19 protein-coding genes and 1 pseudogene are annotated in these 20550 nt (G+C 68.4%); 14 read left to right on the top strand and 6 right to left on the bottom strand.

The window, feature by feature from the left end; translation table 11 throughout:
• Positions 1–123 precede the first annotated feature (123 nt).
• The 7 genes and pseudogenes from LVY72_RS03740 (at position 124) to LVY72_RS03715 (ending at position 5802) form a co-directional block, all read left to right on the top strand.
• A complete protein-coding gene (locus tag LVY72_RS03740; RefSeq protein WP_237818099.1) occupies positions 124–921 on the top strand; it encodes a hypothetical protein in 798 nt (265 codons plus the stop codon).
• 15 nt (positions 922–936) lie between these two features.
• Positions 937–1545: pseudogene (locus LVY72_RS24195) on the top strand (DUF222 domain-containing protein); the annotation flags it as partial.
• Entirely contained in the window at positions 1540–1857 is a 318-nt protein-coding gene (locus tag LVY72_RS24190) for an HNH endonuclease signature motif containing protein (protein ID WP_269092181.1), read from the top strand. The pseudogene LVY72_RS24195 and the gene LVY72_RS24190, both read left to right, overlap by 6 nt.
• A gap of 324 nt (positions 1858–2181) precedes the next feature.
• Positions 2182–3345 carry an ADP-forming succinate--CoA ligase subunit beta gene (gene sucC, locus LVY72_RS03730; RefSeq protein WP_237818097.1) on the top strand — a complete coding sequence of 388 codons (1164 nt, stop codon included), beginning with the start codon at positions 2182–2184 and terminating at the stop codon, positions 3343–3345.
• An 18-nt stretch (positions 3346–3363) separates the two neighbouring features.
• Positions 3364–4299: a succinate--CoA ligase subunit alpha gene (sucD, locus tag LVY72_RS03725; protein ID WP_237818096.1), complete on the top strand. Its 936-nt coding sequence runs from the start codon at positions 3364–3366 to the stop codon at positions 4297–4299.
• A gap of 173 nt (positions 4300–4472) precedes the next feature.
• Complete coding sequence (locus LVY72_RS03720) at positions 4473–4706, top strand: hypothetical protein (protein WP_237818095.1); 234 nt, start codon at positions 4473–4475, stop codon at positions 4704–4706.
• 40 nt (positions 4707–4746) lie between these two features.
• The gene (locus tag LVY72_RS03715) at positions 4747–5802 is read left to right on the top strand and encodes a zinc-dependent alcohol dehydrogenase family protein (protein WP_237818094.1); all 1056 of its coding nucleotides are present in this window, start codon (positions 4747–4749) and stop codon (positions 5800–5802) included.
• Here LVY72_RS03715 and LVY72_RS24555 read toward each other — a convergent pair.
• The 3 genes from LVY72_RS24555 to LVY72_RS03705 are packed head-to-tail and all read right to left on the bottom strand — an operon-like array spanning position 5751 to position 8150.
• Positions 5751–6383 carry a thiamine pyrophosphate-dependent enzyme gene (locus tag LVY72_RS24555; RefSeq protein ID WP_308190674.1) on the bottom strand — a complete coding sequence of 211 codons (633 nt, stop codon included), beginning with the start codon at positions 6381–6383 and terminating at the stop codon, positions 5751–5753. The two genes, LVY72_RS03715 and LVY72_RS24555, sit on opposite strands and share 52 nt — an antisense overlap.
• Positions 6383–7462 (bottom strand): thiamine pyrophosphate-binding protein, encoded by a 1080-nt coding sequence (locus tag LVY72_RS24550; protein WP_308190673.1) that lies wholly within the window; start codon positions 7460–7462, stop codon positions 6383–6385. Before LVY72_RS24550 ends, LVY72_RS24555 begins: the two co-directional genes overlap by 1 nt.
• Positions 7463–7502: 40 nt before the next feature.
• Complete coding sequence (locus tag LVY72_RS03705; RefSeq protein WP_237818093.1) at positions 7503–8150, bottom strand: IclR family transcriptional regulator; 648 nt, start codon at positions 8148–8150, stop codon at positions 7503–7505.
• A 257-nt stretch (positions 8151–8407) separates the two neighbouring features.
• On the opposite strand from LVY72_RS03705, the gene LVY72_RS03700 reads away from it, so the two are divergent.
• The 5 genes from LVY72_RS03700 to fdhA all read left to right on the top strand — a co-directional run bounded on the left by LVY72_RS03700 (position 8408) and on the right by fdhA (position 14384).
• Complete coding sequence (locus tag LVY72_RS03700) at positions 8408–9643, top strand: CaiB/BaiF CoA transferase family protein (RefSeq protein WP_237818092.1); 1236 nt, start codon at positions 8408–8410, stop codon at positions 9641–9643.
• The gene (locus LVY72_RS03695) at positions 9644–10519 is read left to right on the top strand and encodes a hydroxymethylglutaryl-CoA lyase (RefSeq protein WP_237818091.1); all 876 of its coding nucleotides are present in this window, start codon (positions 9644–9646) and stop codon (positions 10517–10519) included.
• Between the two features lie 100 nt (positions 10520–10619).
• Complete coding sequence (locus LVY72_RS03690) at positions 10620–12029, top strand: 2-hydroxycarboxylate transporter family protein (protein ID WP_237818090.1); 1410 nt, start codon at positions 10620–10622, stop codon at positions 12027–12029.
• Positions 12030–12297: 268 nt separating this feature from the next.
• A complete protein-coding gene (locus tag LVY72_RS03685) occupies positions 12298–13080 on the top strand; it encodes an MIP/aquaporin family protein (RefSeq protein ID WP_237818089.1) in 783 nt (260 codons plus the stop codon).
• A gap of 89 nt (positions 13081–13169) precedes the next feature.
• The gene (fdhA, locus tag LVY72_RS03680) at positions 13170–14384 is read left to right on the top strand and encodes a formaldehyde dehydrogenase, glutathione-independent (protein WP_237818088.1); all 1215 of its coding nucleotides are present in this window, start codon (positions 13170–13172) and stop codon (positions 14382–14384) included.
• A 90-nt stretch (positions 14385–14474) separates the two neighbouring features.
• Here the strand turns inward: fdhA and LVY72_RS03675 are convergent, their stop codons facing one another.
• Positions 14475–16058, bottom strand: a complete 1584-nt coding sequence (locus LVY72_RS03675; protein WP_237818087.1) for a purine-cytosine permease family protein — start codon at positions 16056–16058, stop codon at positions 14475–14477.
• A 172-nt stretch (positions 16059–16230) separates the two neighbouring features.
• On the opposite strand from LVY72_RS03675, the gene LVY72_RS03670 reads away from it, so the two are divergent.
• Together LVY72_RS03670 and LVY72_RS03660 are read left to right on the top strand one after the other, a co-directional pair.
• The gene (locus LVY72_RS03670) at positions 16231–17736 is read left to right on the top strand and encodes a PucR family transcriptional regulator (protein ID WP_269092065.1); all 1506 of its coding nucleotides are present in this window, start codon (positions 16231–16233) and stop codon (positions 17734–17736) included.
• A gap of 46 nt (positions 17737–17782) precedes the next feature.
• Positions 17783–18217, top strand: coding sequence for a nucleoside deaminase (locus tag LVY72_RS03660; protein WP_237818086.1), 435 nt, complete (start codon positions 17783–17785; stop codon positions 18215–18217).
• Positions 18218–18234: 17 nt separating this feature from the next.
• Here the strand turns inward: LVY72_RS03660 and LVY72_RS03655 are convergent, their stop codons facing one another.
• Positions 18235–19053, bottom strand: a complete 819-nt coding sequence (locus LVY72_RS03655; RefSeq protein ID WP_237818085.1) for an IclR family transcriptional regulator — start codon at positions 19051–19053, stop codon at positions 18235–18237.
• Positions 19054–19194: 141 nt separating this feature from the next.
• Positions 19195–20448, bottom strand: a complete 1254-nt coding sequence (locus tag LVY72_RS03650; protein WP_237818084.1) for an aminopeptidase P family protein — start codon at positions 20446–20448, stop codon at positions 19195–19197.
• Positions 20449–20550: the final 102 nt, after the last annotated feature.

Below are 20550 nucleotides of genomic sequence, written 5' to 3'. Positions count from 1 at the left end.
GCGGAACCCCCGCGCAGGATTGTCAGTAGCGGATCGTACCGTTGGGTTATGGACAGGTACCGGCACGGTTTCGAGCCTCCGGTTCCGGCGAGCCGCCAGGCGGTGCCGGTCGGGAGTACGTCCTTGCTGGAGTTCCATCTGTACAGGCTTCTGCTCGGAGAATGGGCCGGGCGCCTCGGCCAGCCGTGGCCGTGGAACCCTGCCGGTGAGGCCGGTATCGAAACCGCTGCCGGCACCTCCATCGACGCTGTGGACGGGCCTGGAGCCGGCGCCGGTGCGTCTGCCGGTGCTGCGGAGCGGCCCGGGCCGGCGGTTCCGCCCGCTCCGCCCGTTCCGGAATCTCCTGCTGCTTCCCTGCCCGCCATTGCAGCGGACGCCGGAGATTCTGCCGCTGCCGATCTGACCGCCGCCGATCCTGCCGCTGCGGGACCGGGGCCCGGACGGGCCGGTTTGCCCGCAGGCTGGCAGCAACTGTCCCCGACGGTGCTGGCCGCGGCACTCGGGCACATCGATCCGGACGGCCTGGATGACTGGGAAGCCATCGGCTGCCTGAGGGCCACGGCGAAGGTCACCGCCTGGATACAGTCGGTCCGGGTGAGGGCCCTGTGCCGGCTGGCCGAGTTGCGCCCGGCCGAAGACACCGGCCCTTCCGAACCTGATGGGTTTTCCCGGTTCGCCGCCCAGGAAGTCGCCGCGGCCCTGGCCCAGCCCGTGGAGTCGGCCCGCAGGGACCTGGCCGACGCCGTCCGGCTCTGCCGCGGGCTGCCTGTCACCGTGGAGGCCATGGCCGCAGGGGATCTGGACCTGCCGCGGGCGGCGGCCCTGGCCCGAGGCTCCGCCGACCTGCCTCCGGACCTGCTGCCCGAATTCGAAGCCGCGGTACTGCCGGGCGCGGGGACCATCACCAAAGACAGCGTCTAGGAGCGCGTCCGCGGCGCCCGGCAGCGACTGCACCCCGAACCCCTCGAAGCCCGGCACCGCAGGGCCGTGGAATCCCGCAACGTCACCTTCATCCCGCAGGATGACGGGATGGCAGAGCTGTCCATCCGGACCAGTGCGGACAAGGCGCTGCTGGCCTACAACCTGATCCAGGCCCACGCCAAGAGCCTCCAGGGACCGGCCGAGGCCAGGACGCTTCCCCAGTTGCGTGCCGACGTTTTCACCGACCTGCTGCTGGCCACGCCCGCTCATGCCTTGCCGGAGAACGCTGACGGCGGCAGCCCGGAGGCGCCGGGAACACGTGGTCCCGGAGCCGGCTTCCGAACGGTCCCGGTTTCCCCCGGGCAGCCCTGCACATCCTGCGGCCGCGGGCCGGCGGGAAACATCACCGCCGGCGTCGCGGTGACGTTGTCCCTGGAAACTGCAGCCCGGCTCGCTGATGACCCCGGCGATCTCGCCGGCTACGGTCCGATCCCCGCCGAAATGGCCCGCAACCTCGCAGCGCTGGCCAGGACCTGGCTGCCGGTCCTCACCGACGAACACGGCCGGGCGCTCGCCGCCGCCAGGGACCTGCGCCACCCGCCCGAATGGCTCAAACGTCTGGTCCGCCTGCGCGACAGGCACTGCCGCGGCCCCGGCTGCCGCACCGACGCCAGGTTCTGCGACATCGACCACACCATCGCTTGGGAAGACGGCGGCAAGACCACCCTCGGGAACCTCGAGCTGCTCTGCCGGCGCGACCACACCGCCAAGCACCGCGGCGGGTGGTCCCTCAGCCAGGAAGGCCATGGCCGGCTCCACTGGAGCTCCCGCACCGGCCACTGCTACACCAGCGACCCGGACGGCAGCTGGACCCCGCACCGTGCCCAACGGCCCGAGCCGCCGAAACCGGACCCCCACGCACCCCCACCGTTCTGAGGCAGGGCAGGGCGGCCTTGGTCGTCATGTGCCGGCGGTATCACGCGCAGTTAGCCTGGGCGCGGTACCGTGCGGCCTGGCTTTCCCCTCGAAACGGGACCGTCTGCCGCAATAGCTAGCGCAAACCGTGACTTTTCGACAATCCGTAGAACTGTGCCCTTGGTCACGAAACGGGTAGTCTGGGACCGGCGTCAAACGCCAAGGGACTAAAGTTCCCGGTGGAGCAGATGCGGACCACGCTCCTGCCACAGCCCCCGGGCGGGCAGGTTTGGCGCGGTTCCTGCTCCGCGTCAGCAACGACTTCGACGTAGAAGGACACAGCCCGTGGACCTGTTTGAATACCAGGCACGCGATCTTTTTGAGGCGCACGGTGTACCCGTGCTCGCCGGGATCGTGGCTTACACCCCCGAAGAAGCTAAGGCCGCAGCAGAAAAGATCGGCGGCGTCGTCGTCGTCAAGGCACAGGTCAAGGTCGGTGGCCGCGGCAAGGCCGGCGGCGTCAAGGTCGCCAAGACCCCGGAGGAAGCCTTCGAATACGCTTCCAACATCCTCGGGATGGACATCAAGGGCCACACCGTCAAGCGCGTGATGATCGCCCAGGGTGCTGACATTGCCGAGGAGTACTACTTCTCCATCCTGCTGGACCGTGCCAACCGGAATTACCTCGCCATGTGCTCCAAGGAGGGCGGCATGGAGATCGAGCAGCTCGCCGTCGAGCGCCCCGAGGCCCTGGCCCGCGTGGCTGTGGATCCGGCCGTGGGCATCGACGAGGCCAAGGCCCGCGAGATCGCCGAGGCAGCCGGCTTCCCCGAGGAGCTGCACGCGAAGCTGGTGGACACCTTCATCAAGCTCTGGGACGTCTTCAAGGCCGAAGACGCCACCCTGGTCGAGGTCAACCCGCTGGTCAAGTCCGGAAGCGGTGAGCTGCTGGCGATCGACGGCAAGGTCTCCCTGGATGAGAACGCCGGCTTCCGCCACCCCGGGCACAGCGAGCTCGAGGACAAGGACGCCGCCGACCCGCTCGAGGCCAAGGCCAAGGAGCTGGACCTGAACTACGTCAAGCTTGACGGCGAAGTGGGCATCATCGGCAACGGTGCCGGTCTGGTCATGTCCACCCTGGACGTCGTCGCCTACGCCGGCGAGAAGCACGGCAACGTCAAGCCGGCAAACTTCCTGGACATCGGCGGCGGTGCCTCCGCCGAGGTCATGGCCAACGGCCTGGACATCATCCTCAACGACGCGCAGGTCAAGAGCGTGTTCGTGAACGTCTTCGGCGGCATCACCGCCTGCGACGCCGTGGCCAACGGCATCGTCAAGGCCCTGGAGATCCTGGGCGCGAAGGCTACCAAGCCCTTGGTGGTCCGCCTGGACGGCAACAGCGTCGAGGAAGGCCGCCGCATCCTGCGCGAGGCCAACCACCCGCTGGTGACCCTGGCCGTCGGTATGGACGAAGGCGCCGACAAGGCCGCCGAGCTGGCGAACGCCTAAGGATCGAGGAAAAAGAACATGTCTATCTTCATCAACAAGGACTCCAAGGTCATCGTCCAGGGCATCACCGGCGGCGAAGGCTCCAAGCACACCGCCCGCATGCTGCACGCCGGGACCAACATTGTCGGCGGCGTGAACGCGCGCAAGGCCGGCACCACCGTCACGCATAAGGACCAGCACGGCGCCGGTGTCGAACTGCCGGTGTTCGGCACGGTCAAGGAAGCCATCGCCGAGACCGGCGCCGACGTGTCAATCGTCTTCGTGCCGCCGGCTTTCACCAAGGACGCCGTGGTCGAGGCCATCGAGGCCGAGATCGGCCTCGTTGTGGTGATCACCGAGGGCGTGCCGGTGCAGGATTCGGCCGAGTTCTGGGCCCTGGCTCAGTCCAAGGTTGACGCCGACGGCAAGCAGATCACCCGCATCATCGGCCCGAACTGCCCCGGCATCATCACCCCGGGCGAGTCCCTGGTGGGCATCACCCCGGCGAACATCACCGGCAAGGGCGGCGTGGGCCTGGTCTCCAAGTCCGGCACCCTGACCTACCAGATGATGTACGAACTGCGCGACCTGGGCTTCTCCACCGCCATCGGCATCGGCGGCGACCCGGTCATCGGCACCACCCACATCGACGCCCTGGCCGCGTTCGAGGCCGACCCGGACACCAAGGCCATCGTGATGATCGGCGAGATCGGCGGCGACGCCGAGGAGCGTGCGGCCGAGTTCATCAAGAACAACGTCACCAAGCCGGTGGTCGGCTACGTGGCCGGCTTCACCGCTCCGGAGGGCAAGACCATGGGCCACGCCGGCGCCATCGTCTCCGGTTCCTCCGGCACTGCGCAGGCCAAGAAGGAGGCCCTCGAGGCCGCCGGTGTCAAGGTCGGGAAGACCCCGTCCGAGACCGCCCACCTGCTGCGCGAGGTCTACCCCGAGCACGAAGAGGCCTCGAACCTCTAATCGCCATAAGAGAGCGGTCAGGGGTCCCCGTGCGCGGAGCGTGCGGGGCAGACCGCGAACGGCCGGCCGGTTGCCTTCCCTGCGGAGGCAACCGGCCGGCGTCGTTCGTTGCTCTTAAGAACCACCCATGCGGTTCTCATCCGATGCACATCCGCGGCCGCCATGGTGGATCCATGACTACAGATGTGAACCCGCAGGCCTCCTTCAGCACCCTCGTGGTCCGGGTCTGGCAGGAGCAGGACCACGCCCAGGGCTTCCGCGCCCGGCTCTACCTCGGCCCGGCCACCGGCGGCGAACCGCTCGTCGGGGCGGCGTCCAGCCCGGACGGCGTGCTGGAGTGGGCCAGCCGGTGGCTGCAGGGCCTGGTCCAGGAGGACGTGCCCCCGCAACGGGCCGCCGCCGGATAGGCTGGTCCCTGGCCCCACCCTCGATCAGTCCAGGAGCACCATGCGCGCCACCATCATCCACGGCCCCGGCGACATCCGCGTGGAGGACCGGCCCGAACCGGAGGTCAAGCTGCCCGCGGATGCCGTGGTGAAGGTGACCGCCTCCTGCGTGTGCGGCTCGGACCTGTGGCCCTACCGCGGGGCCTTCCAGACCCCGCAGCCGCGCGCCATCGGGCATGAATTTGTCGGTGTGGTGCAAAGTGTGGGCGCCGAGGTGACCGCGCTGGCTCCCGGCGATTTCGTGATCGCGCCGTTCGTGGACAGCTGCGGGCAGTGCCCGCAGTGCCGCAACGGCGTCACCGTGGCCTGCGACTACCTGGCCTCCTGGGGCGGCACCGACGATTCCGGCTTTGCGATCGACGGCGGCCAGGGCCAGTACGTGCGCGTGCCGCGCGCCGAGGGCACGCTGGTCAAGGTCCCGGGTGCCACCGAGCCGGACCGGGAACTGACCGCGAGCCTGCTGACCCTCTCCGACGTCATGGCCACCGGCCACCATGCCGCCGTGGCGGCGAAGGCCGGCACCGGGCGCAGTGTCGTGGTGGTGGGCGACGGCGCCGTCGGGCTCTGCGGGGTGCTGGCGGCGAAGCGGCTGGGCGCGGACCGGATCATCGCGATGTCCCGGCACGCGGAGCGGCAGGCGCTGGCCCGCGAATTCGGCGCCACCGACGTGGTCGAGGAGCGCGGCCCGGAAGCGGCGGACCAGGTGCGCGCGCTGCTCGGGGGAGTGCTGGCCGATTCGGTGCTCGAGTGTGTGGGCACCAAGGAAGCCATGGACCAGGCGGTGGCATGCGTGCGGCCCGGCGGGAACATCGGCTTTGTCGGTTCCCCCACCGGCGGCTCGGAGCTGAACGTCCGCCAGCTGTTCAACAAGAACATCACCATCGGCGGCGGCATGGCCCCGGCCCGCACCTACATTCCCGAACTGCTCGAGGACGTGCTGGCCGGCAGAATCAATCCGGGACGGGTGTTCGACGTCGAAATGCCGCTGGAGGACGCGCCGGAAGCCTACCGGGCGATGGACGAGCGCCGGGCGGTCAAGGTGCTGCTGCGACCCTGAGCCGCCCGGGCTCCGGGGTCAGGCCTTCTTGATCGTCGCCTCGATGATTTCCAGGATGTAGGGGCCACGACCTCGCGGGAGATCCGCAGGTCCGGCACGAAGGTGCCCCGCGCGCCGTCGGCGACCCAGGCCTCGACGGCGGCAAGATCCCCGGGGGATTCGATCACAGCCGAGCGGGCGCCGAGGGCCTGGCCGAGCAGGGCGAAGTCGGCCTGCTCGATCATCATCACCTGCTGGTCCAGGCCCTGCGAGCCGTACTGGTGGATTTCGGCGCCGTAGGCGGCGTCGTTGAAGACCAGCACGATCGCGCTGGTGGCGGTGCGGATGAGCGAGTCCAGGTCCGGCAGGCCCATCAGCCCGCCGCCGTCGCCGGTGACGGCGATGACCGTGGCCTCCGGGCGGGCGGCGGCCACGCCGACCGCCGAGGGCAGGCCTAGGCCGATGGACTGGAAGGCCGTGCCGACCAGGGTAATGCTGTCGCAGCACGGCAGCTCGAAGTAGGTGTTGGCCCAGCCGATGAAGTGCCCGCCGTCGGAGGCGACCACGCGGTCGGCCGGCAGGATTTCGTTGAGCCGGCGCATCAGGCTGCGCGGATCCAGCCGCCCGTCCGGACCGGTGTCCGTACCGGGATCGCGCTCGAACTGGTACCGGCTGTTCTTGGCTTCGGCCGCGGCCCCGTCCCAGGGTTCGGCCGGCGCGGTGTGGTCTGCCAGAGCGTCGGCGAGCGCCTGCACCCGAGGGCTGCATCGGCCCGGACGAAGTCCGTGACCAGCCGGTTCGTGGGTGCCTCGGTGATGTCGACCTGGATGATCCTCGCTGCGGCGGCAAAGGCCTGCCCGAAGGCGGTGGTGAACTGGTTCAGCCCGGCGCCGACCACCAGCACGACGTCGGCGGTCCGGATCAGGGCGGCCGAGGGTTCCGAGGCGAAGCCCCCGGCGACGCCCAGATCGTAGGCCCGGCCGGCGAACAGGCCGCGGGCCGGGGCGCTGGCAGCGGTCAGCGCGCCGAGTTTTCCGGCCAGTTCGCCCAGCGGGCCGGCGGCGGCCTTGGCGCCGCGGCCGCCGAGGACCAGCGGCCGCCGGGCGGCGGCCAGGATCGCGGCCGCATTGGCGATGGCTGCCGCATCAGGCGCCAGGGGTGCCGGCAGCGCGGGCAGCCGAGGAACGGACTCGTCGCCGGCGGGCCGGTTGGCCACGTCATAGGGGATGGCCAGGATCACCGGGGTGCGGTGGGCGAGCGCGTGGTGGATCGCCTCGACGGCGGTGCGGGCCGGGGCCGCGGCGTCCACGACGAAGGTGGGCACGCCGAGGGCGGCGGCGATGCCGGCCTGGTCCACATCCCACGGCCGGGGCCCCGTGGCCGGGGCGTCGCCGGTGACGAGCAGCAGCGGAGTGCGGGCCTGGGCCGCCTCCGCGAGCGGGGTGAGGGCGTTGGTGAACCCGGGCCCGTAGGTGGTGGTGGCCACCGCCAGCCGGCCCGAGACCCGGTGGCAGGCATCGGCCGCGGCCACGGTCGCGGCCTCGTGCCGCACCGCGGTGATGCGCACCGGCGTGCCGGCCAGGGCGTCGAGGAAATACGCGTTGCCGTTGCCCATCAGGGCGAAGACCTCCGTGACGTGGGCGGCAACGGCCGCGGCCAGGCGTTCGGAAACGGTGCTCATGCAGGGTTCGCGTTCTGTCTGCGGCGGGGGGGGGAGATGATCAGGTAGTTTCGAGGTCGGCGGAAATCCGCTGGGCCGCGGCCGCGACGGCGGCGCCGAAATCGTCGCCGGGGGTTTTGCTGACGCGCGCCAGCGGCATGGCCAGGCAAATGGCTGCCACCACCCGGCCGTGCTGCTGCACCGGGGCACTGACCGACCCCAGCCCGGGGGTGCGGCTGGCGATGGACTGGGTCCAGCCCTGCAGTTCAATGTCTTTCAGCGCGTCCGGTTCCCCGGCCAGCAGCCGTCCGCTGGAGCCGGCCGGCAGCTGCAGCCGGGCGCCTTCGGGCAGTGTGACCCGCAGTTCGGCCAGGCTGTCCACCGACACGGTGCAGACCCTGGCGTAGCCGCGCCGCAGCCACAGCTGGGCGGTTTCCCCGGTGCTGTCGCGCAGCTGGGTCAGGACCGGCAGGGCCGCACTTTCCAGGGCCGACCGGGTAAAGCGGGCCCCCGGATGGAATTCTCCCCGCTCGTTCCTGGCCAGGAACCCGTAGTCGGTCATGGACAGTGCGAGCCGGTGGGCGGTCGAGACCGAGAGGCCGGACCGGCGTGCCAGCTCGACGGCGGAAGCGGGCGAACCGTCCACGGCATCGAGCAGGGCGGCAACCCGGGAGAGCATCCGGTTGCCGGAAGAATCGGCTGCGGTCATCAGGGAACCTATATCTGCAGTGGTGGCGCGCTTCCCACGGTGCGGGATGCATTTCCTATTTCCAGCCGAGTGTATCGGCGGCGGCCGCGCCGGGCAAGCGTTCCCGCGTCGGTGGGACGCCGGCGTCGACGGGTATCGCGGTTTTGGCCCAGGGGGTTGTGTGTGTCATGGGTCACTGCTAATGTCTTCCCGCCAAACGGCAGTGAGATCCCATTAGATGGGAATCTGCCAGCTGTGGACGATGAAAGCAGGAATTTGTGACAGAGAATCTGCGGATCGAGGGCGACTCCCTCCCGCTTGACGGCATCCGGGTGCTGGAACTGGGCAGCTTCATCGCCGCGCCGTTCGCCGCGCGGCTGTTCGGCGACTTTGGGGCCGAAGTGATCAAGATCGAGCGCCCCAATGGCGGCGACGAACTGCGCGACTGGCGCAAGACGCGTGGCGCGACCTCGATGCTGTTCCGCACCCTGGGCCGGAACAAGAAGTCCGTGGCGCTGGACCTGCGCTCGGACGTGGGCCGGGAGGCGGTGAAGAAGATCGCCGCGCAGTGCGACGTGGTGATCGAGAACTTCCGTCCCGGCACCTTGGAGAAATGGGGACTGGGACCGGACGTCCTGACCGAAATCAACCCGGAGATCGTCATGGTGCGCATCTCCGGTTACGGCCAGACCGGCCCGTATAAGGACCGTGCCGGCTTCGGCAGTTCGGCTGAGTCCTTCGCCGGCCTGCGCTACATCACCGGCGAGCCGGACCGCCCCGCGGGCCGCGCCGCGGCGAGCATGGGCGATACCGTGGCCGGGCTCTACGGGGTCATCGGCGCCCTGATGCTGATGCTGCAGAAAGCCCGGGGCGTGCGCCACACCGGTCCGCAGACGGTCGACGTCGCGCTCTACGAGGGCGTGTTCAGCCTGCTGGAGTCCCTGGTCCCTGACTATGACGCCTACGGCATGGTCCGCAAGCGCACCGGCGGGGCGCTGCCGGGTGTGGTGCCCACCGGCTCCTACCTGTGCGGCGACGGCCTGGAGGTGGTGATCGGCGGCAACTCCAACTCGGTCTTCATCCGCCTGATGCGGGCCATCGGCCGCGAGGATTTGGCCGCTGACGCCTCGCTGCTGACCACCGAGGCGCGTGGTGCCCGGGAGGAGGAACTCAACGGGGCCATCTCGGCCTGGACCGGAAGCCACACGCTGGCCGAGGTGCTGGAGCTGCTCGACGCCGCGGGCGTGCCCGCCGGACCGGTCTACGACGCGCCGAGCATCGCCGAGGACCGGCACTACCTGGCCCGCGGCATGATCCAGACGCACGAAGTGGTCATCGAGGACAAGCCAGAGCTCATCCGCTTCCCCGGCGTGGTGCCGAAGATCCCGGGGCACGAGGGCCGGGTCCAGTGGGTTGGTCCGGAATTGGGCGAGCACACCGAGCAGGTCCTGCGCGACCTGGCCGGCCTGACCCCGGAGCAGATCGCCGGCTTCGCTCTGCAGGAGGTGCGCTAGATGACGGTGCAGATCACCGATGTCTTCCTGCGCGACGGACTGCAGGACGAGGCTGTCATCGTCTCCGTCGGGGACAGGATCGCCGTCGGCCGGGCCATTGCCGCCGCCGGCGTGCCCCGGCTGGAGGTCGCCTCCTTCGTCAATCCGAAGCGTGTGCCCCAGATGGCCGGCGCCGAGGAGGTCCTGGCCGGACTGCGCACCGCGACGACGGCGGAGCTGACGGTGCTGACGCTCAACGGCCGCGGCATCGACCGTGCCATTGCGGCCGGCGCACGGCAGATCGGCATCGTCACCTCCGCCAGCCAGGCACATAGTTCCGCCAACGCCGGCCGCAGCATTGAGGATGCCCTGGCGGAGCTGGCCGCCGAGGTCGCCCGGCACCCGGAGGCGGGCTTCGCCGCCGGTATCTCCACGGCCTTCACCTGCCCGTTCGCAGGCCGGATCGAACCGGAGCGGCTGCTGCGCATCGTCCGTGCCTTCAAGGACATGGGCGTGCGGAGCATCGGCCTGGCCGACACCTTGGGCACCACGGACCCGGCGGAGGTCATGGCCAGCGTCCGCTACGTGCTGGAAGCCGAACCGGACTTGGAATACTCGCTGCACCTGCACAACGCCCGGGGCCAGGCACTTCAGACGGTCAGTGCCGCCGTCGACGCCGGGATCACCCGCTTCGATGCCGCCCTGGCCGGCTATGGCGGCTGTCCCTTCGCGCCGGGCGCGCACGGCAACATCGCTACCGAGGACATCGTCCGCCACCTGCACGCCACCGGCCATGACACCGGGGTCGACGAGGACCGCCTGGCCGAAGCGGTCCGCCTGGCCCGCCGCGTCGTCGCACAGTCCCCGGCACTGGCCCGCGAGGCCGTGTCCGGCTAAGCAGCGCCGGGAAAACTGCCTACCCTATCCTCCAGCGGCCGTCCACAGTGTCCAGGACACAGTTCCGGGACGGCCGCGCCCAAACCGTTGGGAGACAACGATGTCACTTACCCCCCGCACCACCGATCCGGCCACCGTGGCCGGGCAACCGGCCGGGAGCGGTCCGGCCACGCCCGTCGCCGGCTCCCGGGCCGTCCACCACTCCTACCCGCGCGGATTCCGGATCGCGAGCATGCCCGGGGCGGTCTACTTTGTCCTCGCGGCGCTGCTGCTGCTGGCCGCGCTGACCGGGAACCTGCCCGACTCGATGATCGCCGGCTTCGCCGTGACCATCCTGCTCGGCGGGCTGCTGATCTGGATCGGCAACCTCTTCCCGGTCGTCCGGGACTATGGGCTGCCCACGATCCTGTGCACCTTCGTGCCCGCCACCCTGCTGTTCCTGGGCCTGCTGCCCGAAAACCTCGTGACCGTGGTGCAGAACTTTGTCTCCGGCTACGGCTTCCTGGACTTCTTTGTGGTCACCATCATTGCCGGGTCCATCCTGGGCATGCCCCGGGCACTGCTGCTCAAGGCGGGCCCCCGTTTCGCCGTGCCGGTGGTCGGCTGCCTGGTTGCCACCTTCCTGCTGGTCGGCCTGCTCGGGGCGGTGACGGGATTCGGCTTCATCGAAGGCATCCTGATGATCGCCGCGCCGATCATGGCCGGCGGACTGGGGATCGGGGCGGTGCCGATGTCCGAAATGTACGCGGCGCGGACCGGCGGCACCTCCGAAGCCTTCATGGGCGACCTGCTGTCCGCCGTCGTCGTGGCGAACATCGTGTGCATCCTGATCGCCGGGCTGTACAACGGGCTCAGCAAGCGCGGCACCCAGCTGTTCGTCGGCTTCAACGGCCACGGCGAACTGCTGCGCGTCCAGGGCAAGTCCAGCGAACTCACCATGCCGCCGAAGAAGGAAATCTCTTCGTTCATCGCGCTGGGCAAGGGCCTGGCCATCGCCGGCTGCCTCTTTGTCCTGGGCAATCTGGCCGGAGCCTTCCTGCCGGCGCTGCACCCCTATGCCTGGACAATCATCGCCGCTGCCCTGATCAAGATTTTCGGCCTGTTCCCGAAGGAACTCGAAGAGGCCAGCTCGGAGTGGGGCGACATGATCAGCAACATCATGGTCCCGGCGCTGCTGGTGGGGGTCAGCATCACCTTCATCAAGATCGACGACGTCCTGGCCTCGCTGGGCAACCCGATGTTCATCCTGCTGACCGTGTGCACGGTGATCATCGCCACGGTGAGCTCGGGCCTGCTGGGCTGGCTGGTCAAGTTCCACTTCGTGGAGGCCGCGATCACCCCCGGCCTGGTTATGGCCGATACCGGCGGCAGCGGCGACGTCTCGGTGCTCAGCGCCGCCAACCGCATGCACCTGATGCCCTTCGCTGCGCTGACCAACCGGGTCGGCGGGGCCCTGGTGCTCTTCCTGACGTCCCTGCTCGTGCCGCTGCTGGGCGCTGCCGCCGGCTGAGCCGGGCTGCTTTCCGGTCCGGGGTGCCCCGCAGCCGATGGCTGCGGGACACCCCGGACTTGTGCCGTTCAGTACTGTTGCCCGGGCGTGCCGGGCCATATTTCCGGGGAGCCGACGGTTGTCGCCGAATTGTCGATTCAATCCCGGGCCGCCATTTATCGCCGTTGACTATCTTCGTGGGCCTGCCTAGACTCGTCGGCATCTGCCATGTTCTTGGAAACAATGGCTTATTGCCACATGGGTTTATTGCCACATGGATCGGTGAGATATGTCTCCGGATTTGACGCGTCGGCTGGCAGCAGAATTCATAGGCACCGCAGTCCTGGTGCTTTTCGGGGCCGGCTCGGTGCTGGCCGCCCTGACCGCCGGCCGCGGTGAACTGACCTACCCCGGGGTGGGGTTCATTGCCCTGTCCTTCGCCATTGCTATCGCCGTGGCCATCTATGCGTTCCTTGCGGTCTCCGGGGCGCACATCAATCCGGCGGTGACCATTGCCCTGGCCGCGACCCGGCGTTTCCCCTGGGGCGGGCTGCTCCCGTATTTGGCCGCCCAGTTGATGGGCGCTGTCGTCGGCAGCCTGCTGCTGGTGGCGGTCTTCGGTTCCCGGGCCGTGGATTTTGGCGGCGGGGCCACCGTCCTGGGCCCGGAGGTTTCCTACGGCCAGGGAATTGTCGCAGAGGCCGTCGGGACGTTCCTGCTGATGCTCGCGGTCATGGCGGTCGCGGTGGACAAGCGGGCGCCCAAGGGGTGGGCAGGGCTGGTCATCGGCCTGGCCGTCGCCTGCGCCATCCTGGTCATTGGGCCGCTGACCGGCGGTTCGCTGAACCCGGCCCGGACCTTCGGCCCGGATCTCGTGCAGGCCATTTTCGGCGGCGCCGTCCAGTGGTCCCAGTTCCCGCTCTACATCATCGGCCCGTTCATCGGCAGCATTGCCGCGGCCTTTACCTACGACCTGGTGGTCAGCCCCCGCGAGGCGGTCGAGGCCCACGGCCGTGCGGATGAACCGTCGTCGGGGCGCCGGGCGGGCGGGAATCCCGCGGGCAGGGAATGACGAATAGCAGAAGAACAGGGCCGGCATAAACCACGGCCGGACCCAGTACCAAGGTTTTTCTTAGTGAAGGTAAAAAGGAGAGGAACAGCATGTCGGGAAACCGTGTCGTCGTCTATAAAGGCCCGGGAGAAGTTGCCGTCGAAACCATTGATTATCCGAAACTGGAAATTCCTTCCGAAGTTTCCAGCAAAATGGGTATCAAGCAGAATGCGCCGCACGCGGCGATCCTCAAGCTCGTCACGACCAACATCTGCGGCAGCGACCAGCACATGGTGCGCGGCCGGACCACCGCACCGGTGGGGCAGTCGCTCGGCCACGAGATCACGGGCGAGGTGGTCGAGATCGGCGACGACGTGCTGTTCGTGAAGGAAGGGGACATTTGCTCGGTTCCCTTCAACATCGCCTGCGGCCGCTGCCGGATGTGCAACGAGGGCAAAACCGGCGTCTGCCTCAACGTGAACCCGGCCCGGCCCGGCGCAGCCTACGGCTATGTGGACATGGGCGGCTGGATCGGCGGCCAGGCCGAGTACGTGATGGTGCCCTACGCGGACTTCAACCTGCTCAAGTTCCCGGACCGGGACCAGGCCCTGGAGAAGATCCTGGACCTGACCATGCTCTCCGACATCTTCCCCACCGGCTACCACGGTGCGTACACCGCCGGCGTCACCACCGGATCGACGGTATATGTCGCCGGGGCGGGGCCGGTGGGACTGGCCGCGGCCTTCTCCGCGCAGGTGCTCGGAGCCTCCGCCGTCATCGTCGGCGACATGCAGGCCGACCGGCTGAAGCAGGCCGCCAGCTTCGGCTGCGAGACGATCGACCTGAGCCAGGAAGGCTCGCTGCCGGACAAGATCGAGCAGATCCTCGGCGTCCCCCTGGTCGATGCCGCGGTGGACGCCGTCGGTTTCGAGGCCCGCGGGCACGGGGCCAACGCCGCCGAGGCGCCGGCCACGGTGCTCAACGACATCATGTCGGTGACCCAGGTGGGCGGTGCCTTGGGCATCCCGGGCCTCTATGTGACCGGGGACCCGGGCGCCGTCGACGAAAACGCCAAGGTGGGCCAGATCGGCGTGCAGCTGGGCACGGGCTGGGCGAAATCCCTCTCGTTCACCACGGGGCAGTGCCCGGTGAAGCGCTACAACCGGAAGCTGATGAACCTGATCCTGGCCGGCAAGGCCAACATCGCCAAGGCCGTCAATGCCACCACCATCAGCCTGGATGAGGCGCCGCAGGGCTACCGAGAGTTCGACCAGGGCGCGGCCAGGAAGTACGTGATCGATCCGCACGGGATGGTTGCGAAGTAGCCATCCCAGCTCGACGACGGCGGCCGGGTACCTTGGGAAGGTACCCGGCCGCCGTCGTTGTTGTTCGGGAATCAGCGGTGATGCGGCCGGTCAGGACCCGGCAGTCACCTTGCTGGCCTCCCGGCCCGTCTCGCCGGAGCCGGCTTCGCTGTACTCCTCGCTCCGGGCGATCTCGCAGTCGCCATGCTCGGCCAGGAACTGTTCGTCCGAGCAATCGGAGTTGATGCCCAGCGGCACGCCGGCGGCGATCCGGGAGCGGAAGCGCGGGTAGCCCAGGGCGAAGTACAGTCCGCCCGCGGTGATTGAGCCGGCCAGCCAGGAGAGGTCGACCCCGCCCATTGCCGTCGCGATGGGTCCTTGGAAGACCGGCAGAGCTCCGTACATGAACATCCACGTCATGATGATGCCGGCGAAGAAGGCAATGATTGCCGACGGGTTGACCGCCTTCAACTTCGTGTCCCGCGGCGACACGAACAGGTAGCTGAAGTTCTTGTGCTTGCGTTCGAAGACGAAGTAGTGCACCGCCATGATGCCGCCCCAAGTCGAGACCCAGGCCGCGATCGCGATAACCCAGCTGTCCAGGAGAGTCGCGAAGTCCTCCGCGAAGAGGAACAGGATCACTGCGGCCATCGAGAAGCATCCGACGATGAGCGAGATCTTCTTCCGGGAGATCCGCACGTCGAGGGCCTGGGTCGCGACGCCGAAGGTGTAGAGGTTGATGATGTTCGTGGCGATCGGGCCGTGGATGACCAGCAGGATGACCGGAATGGCCAGGGCGCCGAAGCTCTTGACCACGAGTTCACCCGGGTCAGCGCTGCCGTTCATCGTTGCGAGGCTCGCGCCGAGCAGGCCCAGCCACACGACCGGGAGGAACTGGCCGAGCACGGAGGTGAGGTACAGCTTGCGCGGGGCGATCTTCTTCGAGACGAAGCGCGAGTAGTCGGGGGCGTAGGTGAACCAGCCGATGCCCCAGCCGATGCCGATGGCAGTCATGATGCCGGACATGACGGCGAAGCGCTCGCCGCCGGCGAGGACTGCGCCTTCCGGGCCGACATAGCTCCAGTCGATCGGCAGTTGCGTCCAGGCGATGATGGACATCGCGACCAGGACCAGGATCGTGGGCGGCATGGTGACGCGCTCGAACTTGGCGATCGCGCTGTAGCCGCGGTAGCAGATGCCGACCTGGACGCCCATGATGATGGCCGCCACCGCGATCTTCCAGACGAGGTTCGGCTGGGCCGGATCGACCCAGCCGATCATGCCGAACAGGGCCATGACGAGGTCGAGGATGACCCAGGTGTTGACCGCGGACCAGCCGACGGCGACTATCGCCTGGATGGCCGCTGGGAGGTACGCGCCGCGGCGGCCGAACGCGCCGCGGGCCAGCAGCATGCCGGTCGCGCCGGTCTTCTGGCCGAGCAGGACGAAGAAGCCGAAGCCGAGCATGCCGATCACGTTGCCGAGGACCAGCACGATCATCGTGTCGACCAGGCCCAGGCCCAGGTTGATGCCCAGTGCGCCCAGGATCCAGTTGATCGGGGCGACGTTGGCACCCGCCCAGATCCAGAACTGGCCGGACAGCTTGGTGGTGCGGGCGGACTCCGGAACCGGCTGCAGGACGTCTTCGACGTCGTGCGTGGCCGCTTCGGAGTTGCTCGAAGATCTAGTGCTCATTGCTTCTCTCTCTATGGGAGGTCAGGGGAGCTGAACGCTTGGATCAAGTGTAGATGTGACGTGGGCCATATAGCATAGACAGAGTGAGCATAATTCGCGATTCTGATTGTACGAAGTGTCAAAAGACCCTCGATCCGGGGGCGAATTATCGTCGAACCACGGAGGAAACGCCATGGTGATCAGCCTGGCCGAGGTGCTTGAGAGCGAACTTCTGCAGCAGGGCAGCCCGCGCATCCGGGCCGGGGCGGGCCTGATTGCCTCGGCGCAGGTGCGCTGGGTGCACTCCAGCGAGGTGCTCCAGATCGCGCCGCTGCTGCGTGGCGAGGAACTGCTGCTTTCCGGCGGCAGCGCCCTGCTCGCGCTGAAACCTGCAGCCCAGCACGACTACATCCGCAGCCTGGCCGAGCGCCGGGTGAGCGCGCTGGCCATCGAAACGGCGGGGCTGGGCCGGCCGCTGTCGGCGGACCTGGTCCAGGCCGCCGAGGAGGCGGGCCTGCCGCTGATCGAACTGCAGCGGGTCGTGCCGTTCGTGGACGTGGCCGAAGACATCAACCGCCGTATCGTTTCGCAGCAGATCATGGCCTTGCAGGTGGCTGATTCGATTTCGCAGCGCATTGCCGAACGGCTGGCCTCCTCCGGGCCCGTCCTGCTGCCCCTGCTGGAGCTGATCGTGGATGCTCTCCACGTCCAGGTGGAGCTGGCCGACGCGAACGGGGAGGTGCTGGAAACGGCCGGCAGTTTTCCCGACGATTCCACCGCCGAGTTCGTGGACATCGACGTCGCCGTCGGAGGCATGGTCGCGGCCAAACTGAGGATGCAGGGCCGTGAGGCAGTGGACACCGAGTACCTGAAGACCGTCGGGGAGCGGTTGACGAACATTCTGGGCCTGGCCCTGTCCCAGCGGCACCGGCCTACGCTGGCGCAGATTGCGGACACGGCCCTGATGCGTGCCGTCGTCTCCGGCGCCGGTCCGGCCCAGATCCAGGAGCTGTGCCAGGCCGTGGGGCTGCCGGTGGGCCATCCGGTGTTTATGCTGGTCTTCCGCAGCTTCGGGCTGGCCCACGTGCAGGGCGTCACCGAGCAGGCCCTGCGCCGCTGCTGTCCCGGGGTTCGCACCCACTTGGACGGCGAAAACCTGTGCGCCATGGTGCCGCTGCGGCCGAACGGGACCATGACCAAGCGCTCCACCATCCTGGCCGACCTGCGCGCGGCCCTGATCGAGGTTCCGGTGGCCGGGGTGATGGGGCCGACGGTATCCTCGCCGGTGGAGGCGCACTGGTCCCTGGCGGAGGCGAAACTGGCGCTGACGCTGGGGCCGGCCACCGAATTCAGCGGCAGCATCCAGGACAGTGAAAACCTCGTCGTGGAACGTCTCGGGGCGCGGGAACTTTCGGCACCGGCGGTTGAACGCCTGACCCAGGAGGTGGTGGGCGAGCTGCTGGCTTACGACCGCCGGCGCGGTACCAGCCTGCTGGAGACCCTGGACCAGTGGCTGACCTTTGGCTGCAATTCCACCGAGGCGGCCCGGGCTCTGTTCCTGGAGCGCCAGACCATGCACAACCGGCTGGTCAGGGTTTTCGACCTGCTCGGCGGCGATCCGCGGGGTACCGGCAAGATGGCCGGGCTGCACCTGGCCGTCCGGCTGGCCCGGACTTCGCTCCGGCCTGAACTCATGTAATGATCGACACGGCAGCCAGCGGACCGGGCGGAAAGAAGGGTATTCGATGACTGATCCGGGATTTGAAGCAGCGTTCCAGGCCGCGCAGAAGAGCCTGCGCGAAGGCGGCATTCCCATTGGCGCCGCCCTGGTCCGGGACGGCAGCATCGTTGCCACCGGCCACAATGAACGGGTGCAGCGTGGGGACCCCATCGCGCACGGGGAAATGGCCGCCCTGCGCGCCGCGGGCCGGCAGCGGACCTACCGGGACACCACCCTCTACTCCACCCTGGCGCCGTGCGCGATGTGCACCGGAACGATCATCCAGTTCAAGATCCCGCGCGTGGTGGTGGGGGAGGCCGAGACCTTTCCCGGCGAATTCGACCTGCTGCGCTCCCGCGGGGTGGAAGTCACCGTCCTGCACGATGCACGCTGCATCGAAATGATGCGCTCCTTCCAGCAGGAGCACCCGCAGCTCTGGGCCGAGGATATCGCCGAATAGCGCTGCGGGCCGGACGGTTACTGCGGTGGCAGGCCGCCCAGCCGGCTGGTTACCTGTGCGGCCGCGGCCGTGCAGGCTTCGGCCAGCAGCTGCAGGTGCTCGGCGGAGATCCGGTAGCGGGGGGCGGCGAGCATGACGGTGGCGACGACGCTGCCGCGGTGGTCGTGCACCGGCGCGGCCACCCCCACCTCGTCCACGCTGGTCTCGCCGTAGTTCATGGCGTAACCCTCCGAAGCCACCGTCTTGAGCCGTTCGACGAACTCGTCGATCCGCACCGGCGTGGCGGAGGGGTACTCGATGACGCCGCTGGCCAGCAGGGCGCGGGCGCGCTCCGGGCCTGCCGCGGCGAGGAACACCTGCACGCTGGCACTGAGCGCGGTGCTGTACCGGGTGCCCAGCGGGGAGGTGTGCTTGACCTGCTGCGGGCTGGGAATCTGCTCGACGCAGACCGCGCTGGACCCGGTCCAGGTCAGCAGCGCGCTGGTTTCCTGGGTACGCTCGGTCAGCTCACGCAGCACCGGGTAGGCCACGCGGCGCTCGTCCAGTTCCGCCAGCAGCGGTCCGGCGACGGCGATCAGGCCCAGCCCCAGCCGGAACCGCCGGGACGTCTCGTCCCGCTCCACCAGGTCCTCCTGCTCCAAGGTGGCCAGGATGCGCGAGACGGTGCTCTTGTGCAGGCCGACGCGTGAGGCGATCTCGGTGACGCCCAGCAGCGGCTCGTCCACGCTGAAGCAACGCAGCACCGCGACGGCGTTGACCAGCACGGAGGCTCCGCGCGAATCGCCGTTGGCCGAGTCGGTGCCGTTGTCGGCTGCGGAAGCTGGAAGAGGATTCATAATGTCTACTATCTTCCCGGATATGCCTGCGGGTTGCGGCACAGCCTGTGGCTGTGCCGCAACCCGCAGGGCTTGCCCTGGAGTGGGGCAGCAGGGTCCCGGCGTGGCGCGTCAGCGACACGATAGGGCCTGCCCCAATCTTTAGGCGTCGATGATGTTGTTTTCCGGACCGAATCCGAACTTGGTGATGTTCTCGGCCCCGTCCTCGCCGACCACCAGGATGTCGTGCTCGCGGTAGCCGCCGGCGCCCGGCTGGCCGTCCAGGACCGTGATCATCGGCTCCATCGAGACCACCATGCCCGGCTCGAGCACGGTATCGATGTCCTCGCGCAGCTCCAGGCCGGCCTCGCGGCCGTAGTAGTGGCTCAGCACGCCGAAGGAGTGGCCGTAGCCGAAGGTGCGGTTGGGCAGCAGGCCGTAGCCGACGTAGATTTCGTTCAGCTCCGCGGCGATGTCCTTGCAGACGGCGCCGGGCTTGATCAGCTCCAGGCCGCGGCGGTGCACCTCGACGTTGATGTTCCACAGTTCCAGGCTGCGCTCGTCCGGCTGGCCGAGGAACATGGTGCGCTCCAGGGCGGTGTAGTAGCCGGAGGTCATCGGGAAGCAGTTCAGGGACAGGATGTCCCCGCGCTGCAGCTTGCGGGTGGTGGCCCAGTTGTGGGCGCCGTCGGTGTTGATGCCGGACTGGAACCAAACCCAGGTGTCGCGGATTTCGCTGTTCGGGAAGGTCCGGGCGATCTCGTGGGTCATGGCCTCGGTGCCGATCAGGGCAACCTCGTACTCGGTGATGCCCTCGCGGATGGCGGCCTTGATGGCCTCGCCGCCGAGGTCGCCGATCCGGGCACCGTGCTTGATGACCTCGATTTCCTCGGCGGACTTGATCATGCGCTGGCGCATGGCGGCCTGGGACACGTCCACCAGCTCGGCACCGCCGAAGGCGGCCTGGATGCGCTCGCGCAGCATTAGCGGCAGGCTGTCGTCCTCGACGCCCAGGCGCTTGGCGGTGATGCCGCGCTGGCGCAGGGCTTCCTGCAGGCCGTAGTAGTAGTTGTCCCGGCGCCAGTCGGTGTAGACGATGTTCTCGCCGTAGCTGCGCCGCCAGGGCATGCCGGCGTCGATGTTCGCGGTCACGGACACCGAGTCGGTGGGGGTGACCACCAGGGCGTAGGAGCGGCCGAAGTAGGTGAACAGGAAGTCCGAGTAGTACTTGATGTTGTGGTAGGAGGTCAGGACGACGGCGTCCAGGTCCTTCTCGGCCATGATCTGCCGCAGGCCGGACAGCCGGCGCTCGAACTCGGCATCGGAGAAGGTCAGCTGCACCTTCTCGCCGTTGTGCAGCACCTTCAGGCGCTCGAGCTCGGAAATGCTGCTGGCCGATGCGTTGGCGATGGTCATCGTCATTCCTTTTCTGTGGGGGATGCGTTTTCGAATGGGGGCTGGAAGCCTTTCGTTGCGTTCACCGCAACGTTGTTGCACCAGATTATGTGTGGTGCCGTT

This window comes from Arthrobacter hankyongi, from assembly GCF_022012395.1.
GTDB lineage: Bacteria > Actinomycetota > Actinomycetes > Actinomycetales > Micrococcaceae > Crystallibacter > Crystallibacter hankyongi.
Note: the sequence above shows the minus strand (reverse complement) of the source record. Positions and strands in the feature narration are given on the sequence as shown.

Bases quoted from the DNA above. Each gene is read 5' to 3' on its own strand.
- LVY72_RS24550 (WP_308190673.1), bottom strand. From the start codon at position 7,462: ATGAGCACCGTTTCCGAACGCCTGGCCGCGGCCGTTGCCGCCCACGTC.
- LVY72_RS03690 (WP_237818090.1), top strand. From the start codon at position 10,620: ATGTCACTTACCCCCCGCACCACCGATCCGGCCACCGTGGCCGGGCAA.
- LVY72_RS24555 (WP_308190674.1), bottom strand. From the start codon at position 6,383: ATGCGCCGGCTCAACGAAATCCTGCCGGCCGACCGCGTGGTCGCCTCC.
- LVY72_RS03685 (WP_237818089.1), top strand. From the start codon at position 12,298: ATGTCTCCGGATTTGACGCGTCGGCTGGCAGCAGAATTCATAGGCACC.
- LVY72_RS03655 (WP_237818085.1), bottom strand. From the start codon at position 19,053: ATGAATCCTCTTCCAGCTTCCGCAGCCGACAACGGCACCGACTCGGCC.
- sucD (WP_237818096.1), top strand. From the start codon at position 3,364: ATGTCTATCTTCATCAACAAGGACTCCAAGGTCATCGTCCAGGGCATC.
- LVY72_RS03720 (WP_237818095.1), top strand. From the start codon at position 4,473: ATGACTACAGATGTGAACCCGCAGGCCTCCTTCAGCACCCTCGTGGTC.
- LVY72_RS03695 (WP_237818091.1), top strand. From the start codon at position 9,644: ATGACGGTGCAGATCACCGATGTCTTCCTGCGCGACGGACTGCAGGAC.
- LVY72_RS03670 (WP_269092065.1), top strand. From the start codon at position 16,231: ATGGTGATCAGCCTGGCCGAGGTGCTTGAGAGCGAACTTCTGCAGCAG.
- LVY72_RS03660 (WP_237818086.1), top strand. From the start codon at position 17,783: ATGACTGATCCGGGATTTGAAGCAGCGTTCCAGGCCGCGCAGAAGAGC.
- LVY72_RS03705 (WP_237818093.1), bottom strand. From the start codon at position 8,150: ATGACCGCAGCCGATTCTTCCGGCAACCGGATGCTCTCCCGGGTTGCC.
- LVY72_RS03675 (WP_237818087.1), bottom strand. From the start codon at position 16,058: ATGAGCACTAGATCTTCGAGCAACTCCGAAGCGGCCACGCACGACGTC.
- LVY72_RS03650 (WP_237818084.1), bottom strand. From the start codon at position 20,448: ATGACCATCGCCAACGCATCGGCCAGCAGCATTTCCGAGCTCGAGCGC.
- LVY72_RS03715 (WP_237818094.1), top strand. From the start codon at position 4,747: ATGCGCGCCACCATCATCCACGGCCCCGGCGACATCCGCGTGGAGGAC.
- fdhA (WP_237818088.1), top strand. From the start codon at position 13,170: ATGTCGGGAAACCGTGTCGTCGTCTATAAAGGCCCGGGAGAAGTTGCC.